The sequence below is a fragment of the Moritella sp. 28 genome (assembly GCF_018219435.1).
GTDB lineage: Bacteria > Pseudomonadota > Gammaproteobacteria > Enterobacterales > Moritellaceae > Moritella.
Genome location: NZ_CP056121.1, coordinates 2,318,013 through 2,337,320, shown reverse-complemented (window position 1 = coordinate 2,337,320; position 19,308 = coordinate 2,318,013). Strand labels below are relative to the sequence as shown.

The 19,308-nt window shown below is 39.3% G+C and carries 15 protein-coding genes; 8 read left to right on the top strand and 7 right to left on the bottom strand.

Annotated features, from left to right (window positions below; all coding sequences use genetic code 11):
* Positions 1-16: 16 nt before the first annotated feature.
* The 5 genes from HWV02_RS10400 to HWV02_RS10380 all read left to right on the top strand — a co-directional run bounded on the left by HWV02_RS10400 (position 17) and on the right by HWV02_RS10380 (position 7,885).
* On the top strand, positions 17-2,515 hold the full coding sequence (locus HWV02_RS10400) for a glycogen/starch/alpha-glucan phosphorylase (RefSeq protein WP_211690422.1): 2,499 nt from the start codon (positions 17-19) through the stop codon (positions 2,513-2,515).
* Between the two features lie 132 nt (positions 2,516-2,647).
* Entirely contained in the window at positions 2,648-3,964 is a 1,317-nt protein-coding gene (glgC, locus tag HWV02_RS10395; protein ID WP_211679578.1) for a glucose-1-phosphate adenylyltransferase, read from the top strand.
* Between the two features lie 151 nt (positions 3,965-4,115).
* The gene (locus tag HWV02_RS10390; protein ID WP_211690421.1) at positions 4,116-5,684 is read left to right on the top strand and encodes a glycogen synthase; all 1,569 of its coding nucleotides are present in this window, start codon (positions 4,116-4,118) and stop codon (positions 5,682-5,684) included.
* Positions 5,685-5,997: 313 nt separating this feature from the next.
* Positions 5,998-6,546: a hypothetical protein gene (locus HWV02_RS10385; protein WP_211679576.1), complete on the top strand. Its 549-nt coding sequence runs from the start codon at positions 5,998-6,000 to the stop codon at positions 6,544-6,546.
* Positions 6,547-7,315: 769 nt separating this feature from the next.
* A complete protein-coding gene (locus tag HWV02_RS10380) occupies positions 7,316-7,885 on the top strand; it encodes a porin family protein (protein WP_211679575.1) in 570 nt (189 codons plus the stop codon).
* Positions 7,886-8,006: 121 nt separating this feature from the next.
* On the opposite strand, the gene HWV02_RS22960 is transcribed toward HWV02_RS10380, so the two are convergent.
* Positions 8,007-10,994 carry a di-heme oxidoredictase family protein gene (locus HWV02_RS22960; protein WP_211690420.1) on the bottom strand — a complete coding sequence of 996 codons (2,988 nt, stop codon included), beginning with the start codon at positions 10,992-10,994 and terminating at the stop codon, positions 8,007-8,009.
* Between the two features lie 575 nt (positions 10,995-11,569).
* On the opposite strand from HWV02_RS22960, the gene HWV02_RS10370 reads away from it, so the two are divergent.
* The gene (locus tag HWV02_RS10370) at positions 11,570-12,439 is read left to right on the top strand and encodes a DNA replication terminus site-binding protein (protein ID WP_211690419.1); all 870 of its coding nucleotides are present in this window, start codon (positions 11,570-11,572) and stop codon (positions 12,437-12,439) included.
* A gap of 12 nt (positions 12,440-12,451) precedes the next feature.
* Here HWV02_RS10370 and HWV02_RS10365 read toward each other — a convergent pair whose 3' ends face one another.
* Complete coding sequence (locus tag HWV02_RS10365) at positions 12,452-12,886, bottom strand: TM2 domain-containing protein (RefSeq protein ID WP_255550655.1); 435 nt, start codon at positions 12,884-12,886, stop codon at positions 12,452-12,454.
* A gap of 419 nt (positions 12,887-13,305) precedes the next feature.
* Here HWV02_RS10365 and HWV02_RS10360 point away from each other — a divergent pair, with 419 nt between their 5' ends.
* The gene (locus HWV02_RS10360) at positions 13,306-13,725 is read left to right on the top strand and encodes an HPP family protein (protein ID WP_067046411.1); all 420 of its coding nucleotides are present in this window, start codon (positions 13,306-13,308) and stop codon (positions 13,723-13,725) included.
* A gap of 70 nt (positions 13,726-13,795) precedes the next feature.
* On the opposite strand, the gene HWV02_RS10355 is transcribed toward HWV02_RS10360, so the two are convergent.
* A complete protein-coding gene (locus HWV02_RS10355; protein WP_211690417.1) occupies positions 13,796-15,055 on the bottom strand; it encodes a multidrug effflux MFS transporter in 1,260 nt (419 codons plus the stop codon).
* Between the two features lie 98 nt (positions 15,056-15,153).
* Between HWV02_RS10355 and HWV02_RS10350 the strand changes: the two genes are divergently transcribed.
* Positions 15,154-15,645: a MarR family winged helix-turn-helix transcriptional regulator gene (locus tag HWV02_RS10350; RefSeq protein ID WP_255547156.1), complete on the top strand. Its 492-nt coding sequence runs from the start codon at positions 15,154-15,156 to the stop codon at positions 15,643-15,645.
* A gap of 53 nt (positions 15,646-15,698) precedes the next feature.
* On the opposite strand, the gene HWV02_RS10345 is transcribed toward HWV02_RS10350, so the two are convergent.
* From HWV02_RS10345 to HWV02_RS10330, 4 genes are all read right to left on the bottom strand, one after another.
* A complete protein-coding gene (locus tag HWV02_RS10345; protein WP_211690416.1) occupies positions 15,699-16,223 on the bottom strand; it encodes a hypothetical protein in 525 nt (174 codons plus the stop codon).
* Between the two features lie 332 nt (positions 16,224-16,555).
* Positions 16,556-17,551, bottom strand: a complete 996-nt coding sequence (locus tag HWV02_RS10340) for a Gfo/Idh/MocA family protein (protein WP_211679569.1) — start codon at positions 17,549-17,551, stop codon at positions 16,556-16,558.
* 184 nt (positions 17,552-17,735) lie between these two features.
* Positions 17,736-18,455 carry a tRNA-uridine aminocarboxypropyltransferase gene (locus tag HWV02_RS10335; RefSeq protein ID WP_211679568.1) on the bottom strand — a complete coding sequence of 240 codons (720 nt, stop codon included), beginning with the start codon at positions 18,453-18,455 and terminating at the stop codon, positions 17,736-17,738.
* Between the two features lie 135 nt (positions 18,456-18,590).
* The gene (locus HWV02_RS10330) at positions 18,591-19,172 is read right to left on the bottom strand and encodes a hypothetical protein (RefSeq protein WP_211679567.1); all 582 of its coding nucleotides are present in this window, start codon (positions 19,170-19,172) and stop codon (positions 18,591-18,593) included.
* Positions 19,173-19,308: the final 136 nt, after the last annotated feature.

The following is a 19,308-nucleotide window of genomic DNA, read 5'->3' as shown; positions in this document are numbered from 1 at the left end:
TAATAAAGGAAGTAATATGTCATTAAAAAAACATAAATCTAAAACAAACAAAGTTTGTACGTTAGAGACAAATAATGGGCCAGTGGTGAATGCCAGAACCTTGCCTGAAGATTTAAAACGTCATTTCCATTATACCCTTGGTCGTGATGAAGTCGGTGAATCGCCACAATATCTATACCATGCTCTGGCATTAACAATCCGTGATCGCTTAATGGAAAAATCACGCGCGACAAAAAAACGACAGCAAACGCAACCAACACGTCGTGCAGCTTATATCTCATTAGAATTCTTAATGGGTCGCGCATTAGGTAATGCGGTGCTAAACCTTGATTTAGAAGACAGTGTTCGTAAAGGCCTGAACCATTACAGCTGTGAATTAGAATCCATTGCAGATTCAGAACACGATGCCGGTTTAGGCAATGGTGGTCTAGGTCGATTAGCTGCTTGTTTCCTCGATAGCTGTGCAAGTTTAGCACTACCGGTGACAGGCTACGGTATCCGTTATGAATACGGTATGTTTAATCAAAGCATCGAAAATGGTCATCAAGTAGAACACCCAGATAACTGGCTACGTGATGGCCACCCTTGGGAAGTTGCCGCGCCAGAGCATAACCGCCGTATTAAGTTCTTTGGTCATGTAGAAACCTATCAAGATAAAGAAGGTCGCACTCATCACCAATGGGTTGGGACTGAAGATGTACTCGCTGTGCCTTATGATGTACCCGTTCCTGGTTATCAAAACGGTATCGTTAATACGCTTCGCCTTTGGAAGTCAGCGGCAACAGATGAATTTGATCTCGGTGAATTCAACGCTGGTAGCTACACCGAAGCGGTTGCACGTAAAAATTTAGCTGAACAAATTACCATGGTGCTGTATCCAAACGATGCCAGTGAAAACGGTAAAGAGCTACGTTTACGTCAGCAATATTTCCTTACGTCTGCTAGCTTACAAGACATCATTGCTGAATGGGTAAAAGTACACGGCAGTGATTTTACTGATTTTGCTAAATACCACGTGTTCCAACTTAATGATACGCACCCAAGTGTGGCGGTTGCAGAACTGATGCGTTTACTACTGGATGAGCATGATCTAGATTGGGATCTCGCGTGGCAGATCACAACGTCTACAATGGCGTACACCAACCATACCCTGTTGCCAGAAGCATTAGAAAAATGGTCTGTACGTTTATTTTCACACCTATTACCCCGCCTGCTTGAGATTATTTATGAAATCAATGCGCGATTCTTAACGGAAGTCGCTTGTCAGTGGCCAGGTAATGTTGATAAACAACGTGCGTTATCAATTATCGAAGAAGGCGATGATCCACAAGTCCGCATGGCTTACCTTGCAATTGTGGGGAGTTTCTCGGTAAACGGTGTTGCCGCATTGCACACCCAGTTATTGAGTGAAGGTTTATTCAATGATTTCTATCAGCTGTCACCAAACAAATTCAATAACAAAACAAACGGTGTAACGCCACGTCGTTGGTTAGCACACTGTAATCCAAAACTAAGCGAACTGATTAGCGACAAGATTGGTCATAACTGGACCCGTGACTTAAGCGAAATCAGTAAACTACGTCGTTATTATGACAACGCTAAGTTCCATGCCAAGTGGCAAGACGTTAAAAAACACAACAAACAAAAATTAGCGGATTTAGTCAAAGAAGCATGTGGGGTTGAATTCGATACCAACATGATGTTTGACGTTCAAGTTAAACGTATGCACGAATACAAACGCCAGTTACTTAATATTCTGCATGTTATCCATCTTTATGATCGCATCCGTCGTGGTGATACCGAAGGTATGACACCACGCTGCGTATTAATTGGTGGTAAAGCGGCGCCGGGTTATTTCATTGCTAAGTTGACGATCAAATTAATCAATAACGTTGCCGCAACGATCAATGCCGATCCGCTAGCACAGCCTTGGTTACGTATTGCATTCTTACCAAATTACAACGTAACAGCGATGGAAACTATCTGTGCAGCAACGGACTTGTCAGAACAGATCTCAACCGCAGGTAAAGAGGCGTCTGGTACAGGCAACATGAAATTCATGATGAATGGCGCTGCCACTATCGGTACATTAGACGGGGCAAACATTGAGATCCGTGATGCTGTCGGTGCAGATAACTTCTTCTTGTTTGGTGCTCAAAGCGAACAAATCACCGATATCCGTGCTCACTATAACCCTGAAAATATCATTGCCAATGACGACAAACTAAACAGTGTAATGACATTACTCAACAGTGGTCATTTCAACTTATTTGAAAATGGTTTATTCCAACCATTAATCGACTCAATTTTAAACCCGCATGATCAGTGGTTAGTCGCCCATGATTTTGCAAGCTACTGTGAAGCGCAACAATCAGCCGCCCTCGCCTATCAAGATAAAGCAGCATGGACACGATTAAGCATTCTGAACACCGCAGCAAGTGGCACGTTTTCAAGCGACCGAACAATTAATGAATACAATCAAGATATTTGGAAGCTAACACAGCTGGACGCTTGATTTAACACTATTTATTAAGCCCTTGATTACTCTTGGCCTTACAATGAAAGTAACTTAAAGCATTGATTTAATAGTTAATTTCAAGGGTTGATAATTAAACCTAATTTCGACACAAGCTTATGGAGAAGTAATATGTCAAAAGGTACACATCGTTATATTAGTAACTTAACTAAAGATACTTATGCCTTGATCCTTGCAGGCGGCAGAGGTAGTCGTTTACATGAGTTAACAGATTGGCGCGCAAAGCCAGCTGTATTTTTCGGTGGCAAATTCCGCATTATTGATTTCCCATTATCTAATTGCATTAACTCTGGGATCCGTCGTGTTGGTATTGCAACTCAGTACAAATCACATTCATTAATCCGTCACGTAAACCGTGGTTGGGGACATTTCAAGAAAGAATTGTCTGAGTCTGTCGAGATCTTACCGGCATCACAACGCTACGGTAACGATTGGTATTCAGGTACGGCAGATGCTGTATTTCAAAACATCGATATTATTCGTTCAGAAATGCCAAAATACGTCATGATCTTGTCTGGTGACCACGTGTATCGTATGGATTACGGTGATCTACTTGCTAAGCACGTTGAAAATGGGGCTGACATGACGGTATGCTGTATCGAAGTCGCAACAGAAGAAGCGGCTGGCCAGTTTGGTGTAATGACAGTAGACGAAGATAACCGCGTTAAGCGTTTCGACGAAAAACCTGCACAACCAAATGAGATCCCAGGTAAACCAGGGCAGTGTTTAGCATCGATGGGCAACTATGTATTTAATACTGAGTTCTTATTTGATCAACTAGAAAAAGATGCGACGCGAACTACATCTGATCGTGATTTCGGTAATGACATCATCCCCGCAATCATTGAAGATCATCAAGTATTTGCATTCCCATTCAGCGATCCAAATAGTGATCAACAACCGTACTGGCGCGATGTAGGCACGCTTGACTCGTTCTGGGAAGCTAACATGGAACTGGTGACACCTGAGCCACAACTTAACCTTTATGATTCAAGCTGGCCAATTTGGACGTACCAAGAACAACTACCACCAGCTAAATTTGTTTTTGATAACGATGTGCGCCGTGGTATGGCTGTTGATTCGACCGTTTCCGGTGGTTGTATTATTTCAGGTTCAATAATCCGTAAATCACTGCTATTTTCAAATGTACATGTGCATTCATACTCAACAATTGAAGAGTCGGTAATATTACCGGGTGCTAATATCGGCGAAAATTGTAAGTTGCGCCGTACTATCATCGACAGCAAATGTGTATTACCAGCCGGATTGATCGTAGGCTATGATAAAGACCAAGACTTAGCAAACGGTTTCCGCGTATCCGCAAAAGGGATCACCTTAGTAACATCGGATATGCTTAAAAGAATGGCAGAAAAGGGCGTTAAAGCAGCACTAGAAAAAGCCGCTAAACAAACTGCAGAACTCGTTTAATCGATAACTGAAAATCAATGTTTTATAAGCAATAAGTCTCTTAACTAAGTGACTTATTGCTATTTTTGTTTTATAACAATAAGTCTCTTTAATTCCACGATTATATTTCAATCAGACAAGTTTAATATTCTGCTTTAAGGACAATTTATTCATGCACGTTTTAATGATAGCCGCCGAAAATGATGCGATACCAGGTGCTAAAGTTGGTGGCGTTGCTGACGTAGTTCGGGATTTACCAAAAGCTTTGCCTAACCATGATGTAAGCGTTGATGTTCTGATCCCTGATTATGGTCATTACGCGAAAAAGTTTGAGTCACGCCAACTTGCAAGTGTAAAGGTTGAGTTTGCAGGACAAAGCGAAACCGTTACCTTATTCGAACTGTTTTTACCCGAAACACCAAATAAAGTACGTCAGTTTGTACTACAACATCCCTTATTTAGTCAAGGCGGCCATGTGTATAGCCATGACGAAGGCAACCGCCCTTTTGCTACTGACGCAACAAAGTACGCCTTGTTTAATCTTGCTGTATGCCAACTTCTTATCGAGTCAAAATTAACCCGACCTGATGTATTACACTTACACGACTGGCACAGTGCAACAATAGCCGTATTAGCCCAATATACACCGAAATATAAAGAACTTGCTAATATCCACTCGGTTTACACCGTGCATAACATTGCCTTGCAAGGTATCCGTCCTATTACAGGCGATAAATCAAGTTTACTACACTGGTTCCCAACACTTAATTTTGATAAAAATGCCATTTGCGATCCGCGTTATAACCACTGCTATAACCCAATGCGCGCCGGTATCAATCTGTGTAACAAAGTCCATGTGGTATCACCGACTTATGCAGAAGAAGTATTGCACGCCAGTGTTGCTAGCAATGGTTTCTTTGGTGGCGAAGGACTAGAACAAGATCTGGCAAACGCAAAACAGCAAAATCGTTTAGTCGGTATTTTAAATGGCTGTGAATACACAGACACAGTCAGTAAAAAACGCACGAAACCAGCTGCACTAAGTACCTTCTTGGCCCCAGCACAGCAACAAGTTAAGCGCTGGTTAGCACAGTCTGAGCATTTAAAAACGGTACACTACCTTGCGAATGAACAGATCAATAGCTGGAATAGCCAAGCACCTTTCACTGATTTTTTAGTGACTAGCATTGGTCGTTTAACCGATCAAAAAGCACTGTTATTACGTCAGCCTTATCAAGGTAAAACAGTATTGTCTGTGTTACTTGATGATCTTGCACGCATGAATGGCCGCATGATCATTCTAGGTTCTGGCGATACTCGCATTGAATTTGAATTCATGCAGCTAATGGCAAGTCACGATAATTTCTTATTCTTAAACGGTTATGGCCAGACATTATCCGATCAAATGTATCTACATGGTGATCTGTTCTTAATGCCAAGTTCATTCGAGCCTTGTGGTATTAGCCAAATGTTAGCTATGCGTGATGGTCAACCTTGCCTCGTTCATGCTGTTGGCGGTCTAAAAGACACTGTTCAGCATTTAGAAAATGGCTTTAGCTTTAACGGTTCATCACTGCAAGAGCAAAGTGATAACTTGATTAGTGCCTTTAACGAAGCAATCAAACTCTATGCGAACAAACCTAAAACATGGGCTAAGATTGCAGACAACGCAAAGTTGGCTCGTTTTAGCTGGCAAGAAAGCACAAAGCAATATCTAGAACTGCTCTATACACACGACTAGACTAATACAGTGATAAATATCTAAACCACCCTGCTTTGCTCGGTGGTTTTTTTTCGATTAAAAATCAATACCTCACAGAGTATCACCCCAATCTTAGTAAATTAAAACACCCAAATAAGATCTTAACTTAATTCATAACACTAAAAATAAGATATAACCCATTCGATCTCGATCTATCTCTATCAATAACTAGTACTAATTGACATAAACACAATCATTTTGATAATGATAACTATTTTTATTTGAGCGTACGCTATTATGAATATGTTCTAGGAGAAGAACTTAAATTTGTCATTACAACAAAGGATTAACAATGATTAAAAAATTATCGCTATTGTGTATTTCGGGTTTTATCGCAACATCTGCACAGGCTGGTGTAAACATTAAGTGTCATAATACAGTGGAAAACCTACCGGTATCATTCAGCATCAGCAGTTCAACGGCCGGGTATGAATTAACTGCAACCAATGCATTAGCGACCCCTACACATTCATCTTATACGACAAGCTCTCACGTCTCAGGTATTCATCAAGCAACAATAAGACTATTTAGCGGCACAAATAATGCTGATGTTGAATTTGCTCTTTACTACCCATCAGTTCATGAAAAAATAAAATCTCATCATGAAGGTACTCCTGGATATCAGTATGATGTTGCTTCGCTATTCAATAACTTTACCGTGACACCTCAAGATCCAGAGAAAGTTCACGAAGTGCCCGCGAAAACCTATGACACAACTTATTATAAAGTCAAAAGCTATAATCTAGCATCTGTGCGATATTGGGATGGTAGTCAAGGCCATTCTTATTACGGCTGCCATATTGTAAATAGCCCAGTGACTGATCATGTTAAAAATAGCTAATTAACCAAATTTAACTTAAAAATTAAAACCGTTAAATAATACGTCCTAGCCCGACAAGTCATGGACGTATTATTTATAAAAAAACATGTGATCACCATGAATAATATCGCCAAGCTGAACGAATCCACTCAAACCCGAAATTATCAAAGAAGTACAACCTTTTGCGGTGTTTTTCTATCGGTGTATCAATACTTCGCTTGTATCCATGCTTCACTAAGTCATTTTCGACTTTCAAAAGATCATCAACGTTCAGCATTTAGAAAATGGCTTTAGCTTTAACGAAGCAATCAAACTCTATGCGAACAAACCTAAAACATGGGCTAAGATTGCAGACAACGCAAAGCTGGCTCGTTTTAGCTGGCAAGAAAGCACAAAGCAATATCTAGAACTGCTCTATACAGTGGTTATATGTAATTGATGTATGTCCACTTTATATTTTTATAGGCCAATTCTTACATGACCTGACAAAACCTTACAAGTGACCTCTGCTGCTAAGTCAATTAAAAATAAGCTATTTCTATAATTACGACCACAAATGAACATATATGAATACCGCATGATTAGCGACAATGAAAAATCACAGTAAACAGCTGAATTTAAAATAAATATTACTATTTCACTTGTTCTGTTTAAACTTTATATGTTTATATTCAAGCCTTTACACTACCTGACAAAACCTTACAACTAACCAGTCTTATTGAATTGTTTAAAAGTGAACTTTCCCTATAATTGCGGCCATAAATTATTATATAGCATAGGAAGAGACGACATGAAATCGATTATAATTGCAGGTACTTTAGCGGCACTTTCATTAACAACAAGTGTTCAGGCAAACCAAGATGTTTCAGGCTTCTACCTTGGTGGTGGTGTTGGTAAATCAGCAATCGGCACAGATGCAAAAGGGGTGAAGAGCAAAACAGATGGTACTACACTAAAACTTATTGGTGGTTACCAGTTTAACCGTATCGTAGCAATTGAAGCTCAATATACAAAGTATGGTAGCATGACGCCGAATAAGGCGAATAAATCGAATAAGTGGGATCCAAAAACTTTTTCTGTAGCTGCTAATCTTGGTTACACTTTTCAAAACGGTTTACGTCCTTTTGCTATTCTTGGTCTTTCATCACTAGATCTCGATCAATCAGTAAAAATATACGACGATAAAAATGCACAAGCTATACACTGGGGCGCTGGTTTAGAATATACACCCGCTGCATTTTCAGATATAAGTTTCCGTATTGGTTATGAAGCTGATTCTTTTAAACTTGAACAAAAAAAGGCTAAGGATACTAACGTAACGATTGCTTCTGCATACCTTGCTGCAACATACAAATTCTAATTTTAGCCGGTAAGAAAGTACAAAAAAATATTTAGAACTATTTCACACAAATTAATTTCTGTAAACGAGTTCAAAGCCACCTAATATTATTAGATGGCTTTGAATCGTTATTTAACGCTAGCTATAGAGAGCGTAAAAAGGCAATCAAAGCTTGCTTATCACCCCTTGATAAGTTTTGATAATTATCATTGGATGTTTGAGCTTCACCGCCGTGCCACAGAATAGCTTCGTCGATTGTTCTTGCGCGACCATCATGTAGATAACTTGCATCTGGTGAACAAACTTCATCGCCCCGCTTATTGCGGTCGACATCAATCACACCGCCTGTAACACAAGCTGAAAGACCTAGCCCCCAAAGTGGCGCAGTCCGCCATTCTGCTCCTGTAGCTTGACCCTCACCTAAGTTATCAGCCAAGCCAGTCCCCATATCATGAAGTAACAGATCCGTATAAGGATGAATAGTTTGGTCTCTAAGTTCTGCAAATGGTGCATATGAACTCGTTTGCATTGTATCTCGGTGACAACTTTCACAACCAATAGCATTGAACTTCTGCTTACCAACAATGACCTGTTGTTGCTCAATATCACGCTGAGGTCTAACACCTAACAAAGCAATGTATTTAACTAAATTATCAAGATTCTCATCAGATAGCTCAGCCCCTTGACTATTGTTACAATTTTTCTGCTCTGCTCCACAATCAGGATTAGGTAGCACACTCGTCATCACCCCCATATCAGTATTTAAAGCACCTGCAATTTGATGTTTCAAACTAGACGCTCCTGCTTTATAACCAAACCGGCCTAGACGAGCTTCGCCAGTAACGGGGTCAGTTACCTTTTGAGGTCGACCTGAAATACCATCTTGATTTGTATCTTGAGGATCTTCACGTTGTAAAATAACCTCCTCACTAACAGCTTCAAGTAAGCCTAAGCCTACAAGTTGGGGTGCAAGTCGTGCAGAAAGTTTGGCTGGTCTATTTTTAGAAAACTCATAATTTGGAGAGCGTAAACCATTAGATTCACTCCAAGCACCAAGAACAACACCACCTTCACTATCTTGCTCTGCAATTCCAACATTGTTTGGCTGTAGTACGGACCCAATAAGCGGATGTGGATTTCCATTGCTATCCGCAACTTTAAACACCCATTTGTCTAATACCTCGCCAACGTCAGCAACAGGTGCGCGACCATTTCTGGCATGGCAAGAAGAACATGAGCTGTTAACATAATGTGTCCCAGCTATATTTTTAAGCGCATCAAAAACACCATTTTTTACTGACTCATCATGCATCCCTGTAATCATATCAGTATGATGAACACGACGGCCTAAAACAAAAGGTTGGCCATTAATGCTCGATAGGTTTGTCGCCATCTGCATAAAGTGATTATCTGGTTCGGCAGTGTATTGATAAGGTAGGGTTGTTTTACCACCTAGCCAAGCAGACTCATCGATAGGATAAGAGTTTTCACGTTCTGAAGACTGGTCAGCAAAATCACCTACCGTTTTCCAAGGAATCATACCACCAACACCGACTTGATAAAGGTAAGTTGTACCATAATAATTGTCACGGCCTTCTGGCGCATTATCAAGAAATTGACTCACTTCAATCTCCATATACTGACCGACCGCTAAATTACGTCGAGTACCATCAAGTGCAACGTATTCATCAATAGTAAGTCGATATTTATACTGTTCCCCATCAGTACTTATCAACTCCAGGTTATCATCAAAAGTACCTTTCGCCATTTCTTGTACATGATCTTCATAATTACCATGATATTCAGCTACAGTACCAATTCCTCGATACCAAGCTCTAAATTCTTTAACACCAAGCTTCCACTCTGTAACAAAAGTAATTTCAATGTTATTGCCACCTTTACTTACTGTATCAACAAATTTAAAACGTGCAGTTCTATGAGTCCAATAATGTGAGAGGTAATGATCGTATGCTTGAAAATGATCTTCTTTTGCGTGACGATCGCGACCACGATCTGCAAAACGAGTTATTACGGCATAACTAGTCTCTGAAATAACACTTGGTTCCAATACTGTGTCAGCATTAAATAAAGGCGTGATATCAGTGTCATTGATAGGACAACCGAACTCATTGACTGGAGTACCAGTTGGCGTATTTGCACACTGATCTATTGCATCGTTAATACCATCTCCATCAGAGTCAATTTCAGGCTCGACTTCACAACCAACCTCATTAACAACTACATCTGGTCGAGTATTAGGGCACAAATCAATACGATCAATTACGCCATCGCCATCAGTATCATTTACAGAACTAGATTCAAGCGTATAAGTTTTACTTTCAGTGTCAGTTGCAGACTTTCCAGTCCAGTAGGTAAAGCTATAAACAATCGAATCACCAATAGACAGGTTATTTAACTGAAAGTGATTACCATGTCCAGATTCAAGCATGCGAATATTTCGCTGTCCTCCTCCGTTGACCTTGAAATGAACGTCAGCCCAGGCATTATTATTCACATAAAAATTAACAGTATCTGAGCCAACTTGTTCGATCCCTGTCATTTCAGTAGCCACTTCACAACCATTTGTATCAACAGCCTGACCACTTTGAGTATTTGGACACTGGTCTAAACTATCAACCACACCATCGTTGTCACTATCAAGTTCACAACCAACGTCATTAACAGTGGCTCCTTGACGAGTTGCCGGGCATTGATCAATGCTATCAACTACACCATCATTATCAGTATCTTTAGCTTGATCAGATTGGAGCGTATAATTTTTAACGGAAGTAACAACCGCGTGCCCTTCACTTCCCCAATAAGTAAAACGATAACTAATTTCGTCACCGCGAGATAAATTATTTAGCTCGAATCTGTTACCATTTCCAGATAACTCCATACGAAGATTTCTTTGCTTTCCACCGTTAATCTTATAATGGACATCAGCCCAGTCATTACTACCAACATAAAAGTTAACCGTATTGGAACTAACTTGTGTGATACCTGCTATTTCAGTAGGTATTTCATCACCAGCTCTCACTTGATTTACATTTAAAATTAACATCCCCATAATGAAAAATATTCGAACCGTCATTCTATTTATTTTTTTTATTATATTATTTTTTATCATTACTCACACTCAGCCTAAAAAGTGGAATTCAGTCATTCATTGCTAATAACTAAATGTATTTAAAATTGCTAAATCACTTACTACACAGGGATCTAGCCGACACCAGATGACGCTAGCTTACAGTAGCTAACATTAACTGACACTAACTGACACTGGTGGTTTTTTTAAATTCACTTTATTTTTAACAACATTCTTTAAATTTTATCTATTCTTGTCCAAGTGTCGGTAGACCTTCCGACTTAAAACGCTACTATTGTGTTGTTATACAATGATATTTGAGTACGAATACAACAAAAATACGTCAATAAATAAAAATAAAAGAATTGTGAAGTCAATAATAGCCGTAAAAATATACATAATATTTTCACACTAAAACTAAGTTTCCTTCAAATAAAATAGCAATAGAAAACCAAGCTTACTGAAACCTTTAAAAATCAGTAGCATCACAAGATCGATCAACGAATGAGCAGCGATGATCACATAGCGATCACCTAATTAGTCACGCTATTGCATGATGGTCTACTCATTACTATGCTAGTGATTAACGATAATTATGGTTAACACTAGGATTAAACATGACTGATATTAAAAGCTTATTTGATCAACTCACCGCAGATTTAGACCTATTAAAAAAACTGCTAGGAAACACACAGCCTGTGCAGGCATTAGTTAGCCGGATCCCAACGGTACTAAAAGGCCAAGAGCAAGCAATAATAAACGAAATCATTCCCGAATTAACGACCGATATGTTGGCAATGAAGTTAGCAGCAGAAGCCTTTAAAGACATTCACATTAAACACCCATTTTCGCAAAAATCAGCCCGCCGCTATGTCGGTATTATTCATTTACACCCAGACCACGACAATACAGAGAAAATAGTTACACAAATTAATGCCATTAATACGATCAAAGCGAAGATAGAACATGCTGTTGTTAGCGAGAATGACACACGCCAAGCGCGATTCAGCGCAATACACGATAATTGTCCTGGGGTAATGACTGTACACCTCTATCGAAAAATACATTGTGTAGATGATGAGTTAGTTAAATCAGTGCGTTTTAGTTGGCAGCGTAAAGATTCATTACACCAACCCGATAAGATAAAGTTATTAGCACAAATCACGATTGAACAAGAAAGAGCGACACTAGATAACCAATTAGCACTAGCGCAGTTATATCAAAAAATAGCCACGACACCAGAGCATGCATTACGTATTCGCCGACCAGTCAAAGTACAACCAGCAGCGAATATTGTAAAAGTAACCGGATTAAAAACAGTCACGGCACCATTACCAATAATTGTGGTGCAGAAAGAACCATTAGAAGCAAATGAAGTGGCAGATTTTGTTGCATCGCAGGTGCGAAAACAACGTTCAGATAAGCGTAAAAATACAGTATTAGGAACTCTGACTGGACATACTATTGAGAAAATAACCGCGGAATGATAACCCTGATAACTAGAACCAAGGACGGCTTTCTAATACATATTCTTGTTCAAATTTAACATCTGACTTAAACAAATAGATAACAAACTCAACCAAAGCAATAATCGCAATGACCATCGAAGGTAAACCGAGAAAAACATAACCTAATACAAACAACACCAACATGCAAATACCTTGTTTATGGTACCCTAAATAAAATTTATGGAAGCCTAAAGCGCCAAAGAAAAAAGCAAATAATACCGCGCCCATTTTCTTTGATTTCCCTACTGTTGTCATTGTGACTGAAACAAGTTCACCGGACTTTAAAGTGAAGTAAACTCGACTACCTATCTGAGGTAGTCCTTGGTACATCCACTGATTGATATTAAATAAATAACGACATCCATCCTCACCAGAAATAACGCCGTTCTTACTTCCGATATCAAATTCAAGGATCGATCCCTTCATCACTAACTCCATCTATAAATATAAGTGGTTAAATTATCACATTATTATTAACAATAACACCAAACTGACATACTGTTACATTACGAAGCGCAATCAATAAAGAACTATAAAAAATATTAGTGCCAAACAATGGTTAACATTTTTATATGCACGATCGGGAAGCCATTATATTTATTGAAACCAAAGCAAACAACAGTAAAATTTATTTTATATTATTAATATGCATATTTAATTAAAAGTTAATGTTTTTGGTTAATTATCACTCGAACTTATTAAAATAAAATTTAAATAATCAACACGATTGCTATTAACTTGCTGATAAATTGAATGAATTTATAGTTATTTTAATCTTAACATCGCATTCTATTCACATTTGGGTATACTAAATAAATCAATACAACATAACACAGAGTTAATATATGAAAGTAAGAGATATAATGGCAGACAATATTGTTTGTATTAGCCATAAAGCCAGTTTAAAAGATGCGCATGAACTCATGCAAACTCGTGGTGTGCGCCATTTACCCGTTATCTCTGAAGACGATGGCACGCTGGTTGGTATTCTGACTCACAAAAAAATGATCAGCACTGTCATTTCAATGATGAACAAATACGGCACTGACATACTCGCAAGAAAAGAACGTGGTCAGTTAATCGAAGATTTAATGGAATCAGACTTTCAGAAACTAACCGAAGACGAACCGCTTAAAATTGTTGTTGAATACTTTATTGGTAATAAACTTGGCTGTCTTCCGGTCATCGATAATCAGAACAAAGTCATTGGTATTGTTACTTCATCTGACTTTGTGAAATTATGCGCGCAATTACTGAATGAATAATAATACAATTTATTTGTCTGCTGTAAGCAAGGAGGCTGGTAGTTCCTTTCTCAGCCCTTGCTCAATGTTGTTATGACACAGTTTTACGAGAATAGGCTGCGGCAATTGTGGCCCCCGTAAGCGCTATCATAGACGAAAGCAGCATCATGATAACGACAGGTTGCACTGAACCCAGACTTATAAATGCAGATAGTGCACTCACAGTCCCACCTATTGTATATTGAGTTGCTCCTAATACCGCAGAAGCAGAGCCAGCATTACGCCCAAAACTCTTCATAAAACATGCACTTGAATTTGAGATCACCGCACCATTTGCCGAAATAGCAATAACAAACCCGACGGCAGCCACATATAAAGCACCAGGTACAAGCACAGATGCTGTCACTAATATTATGCCACCAAACACTTGCAAGCTTAGAAACGCTTTTAATAAAGCTTCAGGTTCAAACCGCGATAATAAAAATGTATTCGCGCGGTTAACAACCACCAAACCACAGATATTGGCAAAGAACAACATTGAAAACTGTTTTGGCGTTTGACCAAACACTTCCATATACATCATCGACGCATTCGTTAAAAATATCATCATCACTGAATAAGCAAACGCTTGTGCAACCATAAAGCCTAATGCGCGCTTTTCACTAAATACCGATAATAACCCGAACTTTTGCTGTATTTCTGAAGATACGGGTTCAAGTGTAACCTTTTCAGTTGGCTCAGGCATAAAGCACATAACGAGAATAGCCACCAGTACAGCCATGATCGCAAGTGTATAAAAGATCCAACGCCAATCAGCTAACGACATAATGATGGTACCCACTGTCGGCGCGATAGAGGGTGCAATCATCATAATGAGCGCAATCAACGAAAATAACTTAGCGGCTTCTTTACCACTGGTCGTATCCCGAATAGTTGCAGGGACACCAACAACAGCCATACCACCACCGATAGCTTGCAACACTCGCCATAACCACAAGACTTCAATTTGATTTGCAGTGGTTAATAATATGCTCGCAACCGCAAACACAGCTAAACCAGCAATCATAGCAAAACCACGGCCTTTCTTATCTGACAAGGGCCCACCGATTAACTGCCCTATAGCCAGTCCAAAAATGTATAAGCTTACCGTCACTGACATCAAAGAAATATCAACGCCCATTGCGTTCGCCATGGTTGGCATTGCTGGCAAATAACTGTCAATGGTAAAAGGGGTTAATGCAAATACTGCAGCCAGCGTTACAATCAATGTCTTATTCATTTTTCCGGTATTATCTATCGTATCAATTTTTATCTCACTCGTGGCAAGTGAAGATCCATTACTCTGTGTCATTTTAACGCCTCCAATTTATCTTTCCAGAAAGATAATAACTGGACTTTAGCTTTCTGGCAAGATATATTATCGAGGCTACTAACATAGATAGGGATTGAATGATGACTAATAGCATTAACGACATACTTGAAGCAATGAGTGAAAACTGGCCCCAGTGCGCTGACACGGTTTCTCCCGCATTATTACGCTTACTCCGTGTCAGTAATCTATTTCACAATAAAATGGAAACGCTTGTTGAAAGCCATAATTTACAACGCGCAGAATTCAGTGTATTAGCGACATTAAGGCGGAACCCAATACCTTATTGTATGTCACCCACGGCACTATATCAGTCAATGATATTTAGCTCTGGTGGACTGACCAAAGTATTGAATCGTTTAAACCAAGCAGAATTGATTGAAAGGGTTGATAACCCAGAAGATAAACGCAGTAAGCTTGTACGCCTGACAGCGACTGGCAAGCAATTAATTGAAACTGTCATGCCAAGATTACATCAAAAAGAAAGAAATATATTAAGTGTGTTATCACCAGATGAGCAACAACAACTTGACTCGTTTATGCGACGTATTTTAGAGGCGCATGAGCCGTAAGATAATAACAGTGCAGGATTACGATCACCCTGCACTCTTTATTTTTACGTCACCTAAAATGTGCCCATACTCATCTCTACGCTGGCATTATGGAACACCTGTAAAGATGGTAATTCAGGGATTTCCATGGCTGTCACTTTATGTTTGATAAACAAAGAAACTGGAAATTGTTTAGCCGATGCAAAATAAATTGACAATAGATGTAGTCCATTCTCATGATGTAGCGGTTGGGTTTCGAGTGACAGCGCTTCCAATTTATCCTCATTTTCGAGCCAAGTTAAAAAAGCTTTAAAATCATCCTCTAGCACGTCTTTACTAACAAAGCTTATACGTAAAAAATCCAATTCAAGAAATGACCATAAAGGCTCTAGTTCTGATTCGTCACACATATCTATTTCGATATTAATACCATTAATACAATGGCCATAATGTGTCAGGTGCTTGATTTTGCTTATATCACAGGCATGCTTAGTATTAGCAATATTGATTTTAGCACCAGGTGTTTGTTGTAATAACGTTTCTACTTCCTGCGTGGTTGGCACATATTCGAACATGATTTCTTTGGGAGGCAATTCCATTTAGACACCTTATTTATCCATATAAACGGCATGAGTAACCAAATAAAAACACACCGTCTTATTTTGACATGACTATTACACAGATAAAATGTCATAAATATGCCATTTATAAAAATATGATCTAAATGACACAAAGGTGGAAATAAAGAGGTAGTTTCGTGATAAATTCTAAAATAAAATGAGTCCCTACGTCAAGGGTAAACTACAAAAACATAACAAATAAGAATAGTTAAAATGTTAATATGTTAATATACAAGTTGATACAAATCTAATTTACCACCGACCTACATTTTTACGTTTTTGTAACACCCAGTAATTCTTATTCGACGCGGTTATTTATTATCACCTAATATTTGCTCCATGACCCAACTGGTATGTAAAGCCGTTTCACCGCTAGATGGGTGGTCAATGTTATTAACAAGATGCTCCCGCATATTCTGCACATGATAGAGTTGAATATTTTCAGGGTTCTCAATGATAAATTCTTGGCGTTGAGCAAGTGTTTGCAGAATAACGGCGGCTTCATCAAAAATAGAAAAACGGATTTCACCTTTACTGCCAGTGATCACAACCCGATCTTCCCGTGTACAACCACCAAAATTCCAACTTCCAACGCCTGTCACGCCACTTTTATGTTGCCAGCATGCGGATACCGAATCTAACGATGAATACAGCCCTTGCTGATTGGTTCCAAGCCCCTTAACAATATCAAATTCACCCAGCAAATAAGCAAACAGATCGAGTCCATGACTCGCTAGATCGTCAAAGTAACCACCAACAGCAACGTCTTTATCTGTTCGCCAATTAAACTGACCCGATAAATCTAATGCATTGGCGGGTTTATTCAAAAATGCATTAATCGTTCTTACTTGGCCAATAGCGCCAGCTTCAAGTAAGGCTTTCACTTTATTAAAACGTGGTAATGAACGACGGTAATAAGCCACAAACAAGGGAATATTCTTATCATTAAACGCATTATAAATGTCGAGGCTATCCGCATAATTTGGTGCTAACGGTTTCTCGATACAACAAGGTTTACCTGCTTGTGCAACTTTCAAGGCATAAAGCTTATGACTATCGGGAGGAGTCGCGATATAAACAGCATCAATATTATCGCTATTAATAATATCGTCCGGATTTGAGGAGTATGCTTCAACCTTATGTCTTAAAGCATAATCTTGGGCAAGATCAAGATTACGTCGCATTACAGCCGACAGTTTAAATCCCGCTACTTTTTGATATGCAGGACCACTTTTTAATTCCGTTACATTGCCGCAGCCGATAATTCCCCAGCGAATCGGTAATGTCATTTCATTTTTACTCTGCATATTCTATCCACGAAAGGTTAAATTGAGTCTAATACCCATCTATCTATTGTGATGAGTATAATACCTCAGAGATATGAATATAGGCTATTAATATTAAGAAAAAGAGGATTAACAAGGAAAGGAAAAACATCAAAATTGGCTATACGCATTTCCACATGCATACAACCGTTCTGATCGATAACAATTAAACTGTTAGTGTATGCAACCGTTTAAGGGCCGCATCAACACCGACGTCAATTTGCTTAGTACCTGCGAGATAACGTTCACGGAAAACATCAAACCAGCAAGCAAGAATGTCAGCATTCAATGCTTCACCGTGATGACCGAGAACCAGTGACGCAACTTCAGCCGTTGCGAGCTGATTGTCTTTTGCAGCCTTACGGATCTGATATTGGGAAACCACGTCAGGATCAAATGAGATGACCGGAATATGTTCTAACCAGGGGCTCTTTTTGAACATCTTCTTCGCTTCACGCCAACTGCCATCGAGTAAGATGTATAACGGTCGTTTACCCGGTTCAATTATTAATGGCCCTGTTTGTACCCGCTCACGCTCAACCACATACTCTTCAGGGAAGATAATGAATGGTTGCCAGCAATCAGTATTGATGATGTCGATCATCTCTTGATTAGGTTCAGTGCGCGACCATTGATAAGCAAACGTATCTTCAACCACATCGGCAATCAAACGACCCGTATTGCTTGGCTTAATCATTTCATAATCAAACATCACCAGCATAAAACCAGCTGTCGACTTAACGAGTGGTTGATGCTCACAAATACAAAACTGTTTGCCTAGCATGCAATAATCGCAACGACGTAAGCGTCCGCCACGGGCTTTAAAAGGTTTAGTGCTGTCAGCTAAACGCTGTGTCGCTAATCGATGAACATTATGAATGCGCATAAAGTGATACCACTTAGAAATAAATTGCTAAATTGCAGATAAAAAAATGACCCAGTAGCAAGTTCTATCTCCACCGTCGTGGGATAATACCTGCTACTGAGTCATTCACATATTTAGGTACGCGTTTAGCGTCACTTAATTATGGTGCTTACGATCTTCCAATTCAGATTTAGTCGCACGAACCTGACGCATAAAGAAGTTAGCCATCGATGCTGCAGCAGGTTTCTTTTCTGGTGCTGGCATTTTTGACGTAATTACGCGTGGTTTCGGTGGCGCTACTGGTGCAGCAACAACAGGTTTTGCAACTTCCGGCTTAATTGCAGCAGGTGTTGCAGTTGCATGTACAGGACGAACCTGGCTTGTCGCAAATTGTGACGATGCAACGTGTTGTCTTTGTTGTTGTGCTTGTTGCCCATTCACTTGTGGACGCGTTCTAATCACTTCTATCGAGTAAAGTTTACTTGAGATAGAGTTTGTAGACTGTGAGACTTGCTCACGACGTAAACGTTCACCCGTTGATTTGAATTCTTGGTATTGTACTGCTAACCAATTCTTCAAATGCATTAACATACCAGCTTCAATTAACTCTAGGCAAGTTCGGTTGTTATACTCAACTAGTTTCGTTTCTGAAAAATACGTCTTGGCTTCTGCTTCTGAGCCGATGCGTTCGACTAGTTCGAACCATGTTGATAAACCTAATACTGTGTAATGACTCATTGTCTACCTTGCAGATAACCTGCTACATTTTAGTAGCTTTCTCGAAAAATTAGGAGGCGGATTCTATACCTTTGTCGCTGTGATTAAAAGCATATTTACGAAAAAAACTTAAAAATAATGTGATAACTCATAAATG